At 52.4% G+C, this 9,577-nt stretch carries 9 protein-coding genes; 5 read left to right on the forward strand and 4 right to left on the reverse strand.

The window, feature by feature from the left end:
• The first annotated feature begins 112 nt into the window (after positions 1-112).
• The 4 genes from VE954_RS06850 (at position 113) to VE954_RS06865 (ending at position 3,265) form a co-directional block, all read left to right on the forward strand.
• On the forward strand, positions 113-778 hold the full coding sequence (locus tag VE954_RS06850; RefSeq protein WP_324951005.1) for a hypothetical protein: 666 nt from the start codon (positions 113-115) through the stop codon (positions 776-778).
• 189 nt (positions 779-967) lie between these two features.
• Positions 968-1,888, forward strand: a complete 921-nt coding sequence (locus VE954_RS06855; RefSeq protein ID WP_324951007.1) for a patatin-like phospholipase family protein — start codon at positions 968-970, stop codon at positions 1,886-1,888.
• Between the two features lie 24 nt (positions 1,889-1,912).
• The gene (locus VE954_RS06860; RefSeq protein ID WP_324951009.1) at positions 1,913-2,371 is read left to right on the forward strand and encodes a hypothetical protein; all 459 of its coding nucleotides are present in this window, start codon (positions 1,913-1,915) and stop codon (positions 2,369-2,371) included.
• A gap of 48 nt (positions 2,372-2,419) precedes the next feature.
• Complete coding sequence (locus VE954_RS06865) at positions 2,420-3,265, forward strand: hypothetical protein (protein ID WP_324951011.1); 846 nt, start codon at positions 2,420-2,422, stop codon at positions 3,263-3,265.
• Positions 3,266-3,710: 445 nt separating this feature from the next.
• Here VE954_RS06865 and VE954_RS06870 read toward each other — a convergent pair whose 3' ends face one another.
• The 4 genes from VE954_RS06870 to VE954_RS06885 are packed head-to-tail and all read right to left on the reverse strand — an operon-like array spanning position 3,711 to position 8,669.
• Positions 3,711-4,313, reverse strand: a complete 603-nt coding sequence (locus tag VE954_RS06870; RefSeq protein ID WP_324951013.1) for an IS6 family transposase — start codon at positions 4,311-4,313, stop codon at positions 3,711-3,713.
• 12 nt (positions 4,314-4,325) lie between these two features.
• The gene (locus VE954_RS06875) at positions 4,326-5,420 is read right to left on the reverse strand and encodes an SMP-30/gluconolactonase/LRE family protein (protein ID WP_324951015.1); all 1,095 of its coding nucleotides are present in this window, start codon (positions 5,418-5,420) and stop codon (positions 4,326-4,328) included.
• Positions 5,421-5,436: 16 nt separating this feature from the next.
• Positions 5,437-7,002 carry a DUF1552 domain-containing protein gene (locus VE954_RS06880; protein ID WP_324951017.1) on the reverse strand — a complete coding sequence of 522 codons (1,566 nt, stop codon included), beginning with the start codon at positions 7,000-7,002 and terminating at the stop codon, positions 5,437-5,439.
• Positions 6,999-8,669, reverse strand: coding sequence for a DUF1592 domain-containing protein (locus tag VE954_RS06885; protein ID WP_324951020.1), 1,671 nt, complete (start codon positions 8,667-8,669; stop codon positions 6,999-7,001). Before VE954_RS06885 ends, VE954_RS06880 begins: the two co-directional genes overlap by 4 nt.
• 556 nt (positions 8,670-9,225) lie before the next feature.
• Between VE954_RS06885 and VE954_RS06890 the strand changes: the two genes are divergently transcribed.
• A partial coding sequence (locus VE954_RS06890) for a hypothetical protein (protein WP_324951022.1) occupies positions 9,226-9,577 on the forward strand: 352 nt, incomplete at its 3' end.

The raw sequence follows: 9,577 nt of genomic DNA on the forward strand, positions 1-9,577 counted from the left end.
GGCATGACATGCCCCTAATCCCCCTTTTTTTTTGCAGCCAGATCCTCTATTTTACGTCTCCCTTATGGGATGCATCCCCTGATGCGCCATTGATACTATGTTTGGAGACCTTATGAAGACCTTTTTATCCGCAGCTCTCATCAGCATGGTCACAGCTTCCGCTGCCCAGGCCGCCGCCGTTCAATTTGAAACCCGGGCCTTTCATTCGAATCTGCGGCTCGATGCCAAGGAAACAACCCATTCCATCAATGGCACCGAAGTCGGCACGGAACGCGTCCACGAGACTTTTGATAACACAGCCGGCGGTGGCGTGGCTGTTGTCTTTAATCTGGATGAGCATCTAGATCTGGGCCTGGGCTATTCCCGCGCTCGTTATTTCCCTGGCGCTGACGTCAGGACTGATCAGACGATGATCTCAGCATTTTCCCGCTGGACTCTTTATCAAAGTCCTGCCACCCGATTCTATTTCCTGGCTGGCCTTACGCAGCATGATCTCGACTCCCTCGACACCGGTGGGCGCTCGATGACTGTTGAATCCTCGATCACGCCTGTGATGAACTACGATGTCGGCCTTGGCAATATGTGGACCTTCGGTATCGCGAACGTGGGTCTCGAATACAAATATTCCAACACCTTCGGCCGCGGCAATTCCAATGCCACCATCCGTACCGCCATGCTCGACGGCAATGGCCTCGTCGAGACACAAATCATGAGCGAATTGAAGCATTTCAGAATCGAGCAGCAGGAACTTTCCCTGAGCCTCGGCATTACCCTCTGAACCTTGGCCTATCCGGGATGGATCGCATCGCGCGGACCATCCCCACCCCGTCTCCCCGTATTCGTAGTTTCCCGTATTTACATTTTCACGCTATAATCTAGAGAGACAATCGCAAAGTCTTGAATAAAAGCCAAAGTATCTGTTCTTTGCTCGATGCTGCAGAGAGTTAAGAGTGTGGAGGCCGTTGGCATGTATTACAAGATCCTGGCTCTGGATGGTGGTGGATTGCGTTCCATTTACTCGGCACAGCTCCTGTTCCGTCTGCAGGATCAATTTCGAATCATGGATAAGGTCGATATGATCGCCGGCGTGAGTGGTGGCGCGATCATAGCTGCTGCACTTTCCTGTGGCTGGTCGGCGAGTCAGATCGTGGATTTTTTCGAGAAAGACGGCCCCGATATCTTTGAGCGCACCGTCTATCCCGGGGTGATCGATGACATCGCCTATATGCACCGCAGCAAGTACGGTCAGGGCCGGCGCCGCTTCTTCACCCAGTACTTCGGTGACAAAAAACTCGCGGATGCGCGCAAGACCCTGGTGATCCCGAGTTTTGATGCCCGACACAAATCCGGCATCTGGCAAACGGTCTCGTTCAACAATTTCAAAAATTCGCCTCTGCGCAATGCCACGCTGGTGGACGCGGTGATGAGCAGCAGCGCCGCTCCGGTTTATTTCCCAGTGAATCCCACCGAGGTCGAAGGTTTCGCCACCAAGTATATCGACGGTGGTTTCTGGGCCAACAATCCGAGCGACACCGCTTTCAGTGAAGCCGTACGCGACGATCACGGCGGCGCGCAGTGGGACAAGGTGGTCGTCCTCTCCCTGGGAACAACGCGTGGGAAGAAGGTGCTGACCACTTCCAAAAATAATTTGGGTTGGATGGATTGGTTCAAAGCCGATCTGATCGATATGATACTCGATGCTGCGGCCAAAAGCGCTGTTGACTATAAAATGCAAAACTATCTGGGGCCGCGTTATCAGCGCCTGGATACTGTCCTGGAAGAGCCCATTGATTTGGATGACATCTCCAGTATCTCGCGTCTGGTTGAACTCGCCAATGCCTATGATATTGATCCCGTAGGCAACTGGCTGGAAGGTTTTTGGATTTGATGTTAAAAAATAAAGAGAGTCGACATGTTGCGTAAATTCCTGCTGGCCTTGCTGCTGAATTTGTGTGCCTCAAAACTTGCCCACGCGGCTGGCCCTTTCGGTTTGGGTATCGTGCTGATCGATCCTACCGGCCTGAGTGCCAACTATTATTACGAGAAGCAAAAGAGTCTCTCCGCCGGCCTCGGCTGGGGCAGTTCCCATTTGCGTTTGAATCTGGATCATCTTTGGTACCGCCCCAACATTGTGGTGATCGACCGTATTCCCATCGATCTCTATTTTGGAGTGGGCGGACGCTTTTATCAGCATGAACGTCGCAACGGAGATAATGAAAGCGAGATCGGCGTGCGGGTGCCCGTCGGCGTTTCCTACCATTTCCGCAAAGTTCCCATCCAGGTCTTCGGCGAACTCGGGCCGGCTCTGGTCATTGTCGATGATTCGGCCTTTATCATCGATATTTCCCTCGGTGGCCGCTACTATTTTTGATCCTATCCCATTCATCCCATAATGCTGGCGCGCATAAGGAGATCTCTCGTGCAAATTCCACGCCGCGTCCAGTCGTATTTCCTGGCTGAGAATTTTCCTGCTGAATATAGGGGGCGGGTGGGTATGGCACGCGTGTTCACCTGGTGCGCTATCTCAGGATTTGGCGTGCAGGGCTTCTCTGCCCATGTCTTTCTCAAAAAACCCATGCTGGCTTTATTTTCGATGGGCTGCATTGCCATCATGCTGCTCGCGATCCGACTCAACGATCAAGGCAAAGTCAAACCCGCCCGTCTGATCCGAATGATCACGGCCCTGGTGTTTTTCTATTTCATCACCGATCAAACCGGAGGTCAGCACTCCGCCGGCTTTTTTTGGGGTTATGTGTTCATCATCGGGTCCATGTTTTCGTTTGGAACCGCATCAGCCTTACCAACATCAGTCGCACTCATGGCGCTTGCGTCCTATTATTACGTCCAGACCTGGGATCACCTGCATTACTATCAGTATATTACGGGCCTGCTCTTTGTTTACTTTCTGTCTTATCTCTTCGACCGCCTGTCCAAATACTTCATTAATTATGCCGATAAGAAGAAAGCCGAGGCGGAAGTGGCCCGGGAACAGGCTGAAACTGGGCGTCTGGCTACCAAGAGTATTCTGGAATCCATCAATGAAGGCATTCTCTCGATCCTCCCCGGCGGCGTGATCGACAATGTCCCATCCCCTTATTTTGCGCGCCTCATCGAACAGGACGCCTACGCCGGTCGTTCGATCAAAGAAGTTTTACTGGACAAACTTATGATCAGTGCCGACTTGAAAGATCAATCCTGGCAGGCGCTTCTTGTTGGAAAAGAAGCGGAGGCCCGATCCCGCTGGTGCTTCCAGATTTTTCACTAATGCCGGTTTCAGATCCGCGCGGTAGCCACGTTCGAGCGACGTACGCAACGTGGAGAAGGTGCGATGAAAATTAGGCATAATTCCACAAAAGTATTCACAACTCAGGTTTGACCCGGTGTCCTGCGACAGAAGCTGAGCTGGCTCATTGATCCATCCAAGCCAGAACCAGGTGCTACGGATGTCGAGTTCGGTTGCACGTAGTGGATAGACATCGTCGGCGAATCCATCACCCTGATAATAACCGCCAACCCGGTCCTTTGAAACGGCTAAAGATGGCAGTTTGGACCGCATGGCGTCAGCAATTGGAACGCCCATGCAAGGGGTGATGAGAAAGCAGGGTCCCTGATCTTCGCCCCTGCGGAAAACGCTGGCACGTGCGAGATCACCCAGCGGTTGTGTTGCGTTTGCAGAAGCTGAGCGAGGGGAAGCACGGATTCGCGAACGATCATGCAGCGACGGAATAGAAGATCTCAGCGGAGGTATCACCCTCTGCTTCGAGCTGTCGTTTTCGAATGATCCTCATCGACTCAAAACCGCCAATTGTAATCTTTGCCGTTCGAAACCTCTTGAAACCTAACGTGGCTCTGCATAGCTGCTTGATGGGCCTATGGTCCTGCTCGATAACATTGTTCAAATATTTGTTCTGACGAATTTCGATATCGGTGCCTTCGCCCTCATTATGGGCCTGAATGCCGGCGGCGTTGGCTCCGCTTTTGTCGATGGTGATTTTTATGGGTTCGTCATTTAACTTGACAGCCCTGGAGAGAAAGCGTTGTGCGGCTTTCCGGTCGCGCTTTGCCGGTAGCAAATAGTCGACTGTATTGCCTTCCTGGTCGACTGCCCGGTAGAGGTATTTCCACTGGCCTTTGATCTTGATATAAGGGTGAGTAGACCCTGGCGTTTCATCCAGAACCCCTCTTAAAACCGGACGGGAACCTCTCGGCTCATCCGGCTTCCACCGATCTAATCTTTTACTGATACCCGTGCCACATTCCTTGTTGCCAATGCACAAAGAGATTTGGTCGGCGCGTCTCGAAAAACCATCCACTGCTCGCGTCCGTCATCGACTCCCAGTAGGAGATATGGGCGTCCCGAGTTGCATTTCAAATACGTGGCCAGCGGTCGTGACAAACATGATGTTTTTATCTCTGCCGCCTAAAGCGACATTGGTTGTGTTGTATCCGAAACCTGTGATCTTGCTGAGCAGCACGCCTGTCGGAGCATAAACGTAAACGGCCTGCTCACGAGGAATAGCCGCATAGACATTGCCGGCGCAGTCGACGGCCATCCCGTCCACATTAAAACCGGGCGTCGCCAAAATTCCGTCTGGTTTGGTATTGCCATCGGTTTCAATCAGGTAACGGAAAATCTTTCCATCTCCCCCGCCGGCATAAAGCACGGTCTCGTCAGGGCTCAACGCGATACCGTTTGGTTGCTTCAGATTTAAATCGACGGGAACCACCACTCGCTCCGGGGTCAATGCGTAGACCCCCGTGACCGAACCTCGTCCTGGACGGCCGTCGCGCTGATAGTTGGGGTCCGTAAAGTAAATAGTGCCATCACTTCGCACGGTAAGATCGTTGGGTGAGTTGAAATTTTCACCAAGGTACGAGCCTCCCAAAGATGCACGGGTTCCATCAGCTGAAATCTGAGCCAGCTCCTGACGGTCATGCAGAGCGGCGATGACTTTATTATCCCGATCGACAGCCAGACCGTTGCTGCCAAATATTCCCTTGTCACTCCAGATACTCCAGGCATTATTTTCAAATTTTAGAATCGTCGTCGGAGGACCCTTGCCGTAGGTGGGGTCGCTGAAGTTCCATGCCGACACAAGGAGAGCCTGGGAATTTTCCAGCCACACGGGCCCTTCCATGAATTGGAAAGTAAAAGGGACAGGGATTTCCCGAGGCGTACCAGGATTGCTGAACATTTCGGGTGAAGAGCTCATCGTACACATTTCGTTCGGGGTGACCGGAGCTGTCGCATCCGGGACCGGGTCTCCACCTGTGGTATCGATACCATCTGCGTCCACGGCTTCATCAGTGCCCGAGGGAAGCACCTTTTCAACCTGGCCGCGCGAGTTTGAGCTTTTTGAGCAGGAGAGGCTGCATGCAGCCAGGAGAAGCATGGTTTTCATATTTTTTGTGGACATCATATCGTTCCTTCTTGATTTAATCCAATGCGGTCAGTCGACCATTGCTGTCACCGAACGAGCTCATGGACGCCAGGGCTTCCGTCGCGGAACGAATCGCCGCGTGGTTCGGCATCGAGCCCTTGATGGTCGGAAGCGTAGCCTGTCCGATCTTTTGCGCAAGCGTCACGAAGAGGTTTGTCAAACGCACAGGTGCGGGTGAGGCTTCGTATTTATGGTTCCAGTCCTTTGGGTTGGAGCTCGGGTAGTTGACGCATTGGCCGCCTTTGTGATTGAGTGTACCCCCTCCTCCTCCGGCCACGATAACGGGCAGATTGTTGTGAGAATGCGAATTTCCGTCAGCCAGACCGGAAACGCTCAATCCGATGAAATTATCGAATAGCGTTCCACTCCCTTCAGGCGTCTCTTTGAGCTTCCTGTAGAAGTAGGCGATCTGATCGTAGCAGAATCGGTTAATTTCCCCAAAACGGTTCAGATTCGTGACCTGCTGAGGGGTCGCTCCAGCCGTGTTGTAGGTCCCGTTGTCCATGATGGAGACGGAGTGATGAGAGAAGGTTCCGTGCCATTCGCCGGGAAACCCAAGTTCACGGGTGAGGGAACGATTCGATCCTTCTCCATCGAACATGAACATGAAGATACGGGAGGCATCACACTGCATCGCGAGGACGGCAAGGTCGAAGAACAATTTCATATGCGTGTCCAGACGCAGATAAACTCCGTCCGATCCGGTCGGTCCGCTCGCAGGACGCGAGGGAACCGTGCATTGCGGCGCAGTAATCTCCTTGTTCAGGTTTGCTTCCATCTCGTAGATTCCTTCGAGATACTGATCCATCCTTTGCTTATCGGTTAGACCCACTTTACTTTTCAGTGCCTTTGCATCCTGCATGACAAAATCAAGGACGCTCTGTTTGCGTCTTCTGATTTTAGCAAGAGCTGAATCGCCGTTACCGGAGGTCGGCACGGCCATTCCCCCAAAAAGCTGATCGAAAACATCGCGTGGATCCAGGATTTTAGGCATTCCCGTCGTCGCATTCGCCCATGAACACTTCTGATACAGAGGTGCGTAGCTATCCGAGTCCCCTGCGGCGTTGGTTGTGCACATCTGAATCGAGGCTTTTCGCGTCAAGGCGCCGAAAGCCTGGGCAAATCGCTGATCAATGGATGGTCCGCCCGCATTGATTTGGGCCGGGTTCGCAGTTCGGTACGGGACATGCCCACACCATGTGGCCACGGGTGTTCGGCCGTGATCCCCGGGCAATGGGTTGGGTGGAGCGAAACCTGGAATGCAATCGAGACCTTTGAAGATGCTCATCTGGTTCTTGAAGGGAGCTAGCGAGGCGATCATCGGGCTCAGGGTATGGCTTGAATTCGTGCCCACCGTGGTCTGGTTCCAGTTCTGCATGTGATGGCCATTCGGCATGAAGATTCCGGCGAAGCGCACAGGCTTTGCTTCAGAACCCGCCGCATAGGCTCGCTCCATGGAGGGCAGCATCGCTTCGAGCAGTGGAAGGCCGATCATGAGATTTCCCATGCCCGTAGCGCTCGCCCGTAACAGATGCCTTCTGTTGATTTCCCAATTCTTCATGGTGTTCCCTCGGATTTGCGTTTACGGAAAGGTGTGCTGAGGATAATCCTTTCGAGAGCGCCCTTGATGTTATCCTTGTCCAGGCCGACCATCGCGTCAGCAGCCTGATTCACCTCACACCGTTCAGCGTCGTTCAGGACATGGTTAACCGAATATGTGAAAAGCTTCTCCACAAAGCATCTTCGAAATTCCTCCTGCGGGCCCAGAAGAGGAGCAAGCTCGGCCGCATTCGTAAAAGCACCTCCACCCGGCATCTGTCCTGAAGCATCGATGGGATTTCCGCCCTCATCCTGCGTCCTGTATTCGCCGATTGCATTGAAATTCTCAAAGGCCAGACCAGGAGGATCTAATAGGTCGTGGCAGCCTGCACAAACCGGATTCTGCCGGTGCGCGGCCAGGGTTTCACGCATGGAGGAACCGGGTGAAGGCGGCGGGAAATCCGTTTCCACATTGGGTGGCGGATCTGGAATTTTCGTGCAAAGAAGTGCCATTTGAACAAGCCTTCCCCGTTTCACAGGTGAGGTCCGATCCGAGTTAGCGGCGAGCAGAAAAGAGCCCTGTCCGAGGATGCCCCTGCGCAACGAAGGGGCTGTATTGACTTTGACGAAATTGCTTCCGTCCACAGCAGGAAGCCCGTAATGGGATGCAAGAGCGTTGTTAACATAAGTAAAAGGAGCATCCAGGAGGTTTCGAGTCGGCAGATTGTTGTTCATGAGATCCTGGAAGAACAGCTTCGTTTCGGTTTTGAAAAGATCTTTCACAGAGTTTTTCCATGCCGGGAAGATCGTGGAATTGGGCTGAAGCGTATCGAGGTAATGATGGTATTCCAGCCAATGGGAAACGAAACTCTCCACGAACTGTTCCGCTTTCGGGTCCGCTATCATCCGGTTGAATTGTTGCAGGAGTGCGGCCTCATTCTGCAAGTTTCCACTGGCGGCATCGCTCATCAACGCCGTGTCCGGCGGACCATTCCATATCATATAGGAAAGACGTGAGGCGATTTCATAACTGTCGAGGTTTCTGGTTTCCGCAACAGCAGGGTTTGGATCCAGTTCGATGCGGTAAATGAAATGTGGGGAGAGGAGGATGGCTTCAAAAGCCGAGGTCAATCCCTCTGCGAATGTATCACCAGCTGAGGTCGAGGCCGTCACGACCTGCAGGATTCGAGCCTTTTCGTCGCTAGCGGGCGGCCTTCGGAAGGCCTTTTCCATAAAGGGATGAAGGATGGAAGCGGCGCAGGTGGAAACCTGGTCAGGAGTTGGGACGCAGGTCATAAGTCCCCCCTGTTCTTTGGACCGAGCAAGACGGGAGGCGACATTCTCCCCTGTGAGTGCGAGCTTATTCAGGAGGAGGGCGTCCATCCCCAGGGCGGAAAGATTGTTATCGAAGCCCCCTCCGATGGGATCCTCGGGAAATTCCGATGTAAAATTGTCTGTGTATCCGGTGATGGCACGAAGCGTATTGCCCAGTTGCCTCACATTCAGTCGTCCTATAGGGTTGAAAGTGAGATTCTGATCGATCGAGCAGGAATTTCTTAAGAAAGCGTGATCTTTCAGCTTGTTCCGCAAAGAGATTTCCTTTTTCTCCGGATTGATGTAATTCACGAATTCCCTGCAACCTGTTCCCGCGATCAAAATGATCAGACCGACAGCTCCTAAATACTTCATGCGATACACCCGTCCTTTATCATCAGCTTCAGAGTTGGGCTCTACTTTTTTTCATCAGGATTCCCACTGGGCGCCTTGCCTGGAAAATGGTGAGATCCAATTCACCCACCCGTACGAACTCATGGTACACACCAGGCCCAAATGAGATTTGGTTGAAAATGCCAAGGGAGTTTTGAGTTGAGCCATGGCTCCCCAAGCAGCGCTGCGACAGAGTTCAGGGGCAGACATGGTCGCGTTCCGCTTATAGCAGAAAATGTACCCATGCTTCTCGTGCTGCAAGTTCCACGATTTCCTCGATATCTAGATACTCCTGGCCACGGCGAGGGTTCTACAGCTGACAAAGCTTTGGGCGAAATGCTCGCTGTGAATTGTCATGGTTCTTCGTGATCGTGGTTTACACTGTGATCTGCCGAAAATTCGCGATGGATAAAATTTTGGCTGCCGATCAAGTGATCTTGATGGCCATGCGTCATTTGCAGGAATTGCGAATGGCTGGGAGCGATGCGAGAAAAAAATTAACATGGCGCTTGTGCAATAGAGCAGGACTCCAGAAATAATGCCTACAAAAATTGAGCTAGCTGTCAAAACCATTGAGAAATTTCAAAGTAAGCCCTTCCATGAAAGCCTTGGCGTTCAGGGGCCTGCTGAATTTACAGGCATTCTTTCCGGGGCCCTGCATGATCGAGCGCAATCGAGCGAAAAGTCCAGATTTGGGAATATGCAGCTGAGCAAGGTACAACGGAAGCAGCTAATTTTTCCTTATATCTCCTATCGCCCTTATTCCTATGACTCGACAAATCCAAAGATGCCTGTCGTCTTATTCCTGGCAGCTTTTTGTGACAGTGTACTTAAGGATATCACCAAGGCGGCTATCGCTGGCAAAAGGGTCCTGAAAGGTCAGATCATGC

Source organism: Oligoflexus sp., assembly GCF_035638955.1.
In the GTDB taxonomy this organism is placed as follows: Bacteria; Bdellovibrionota_B; Oligoflexia; order Oligoflexales; family Oligoflexaceae; genus Oligoflexus.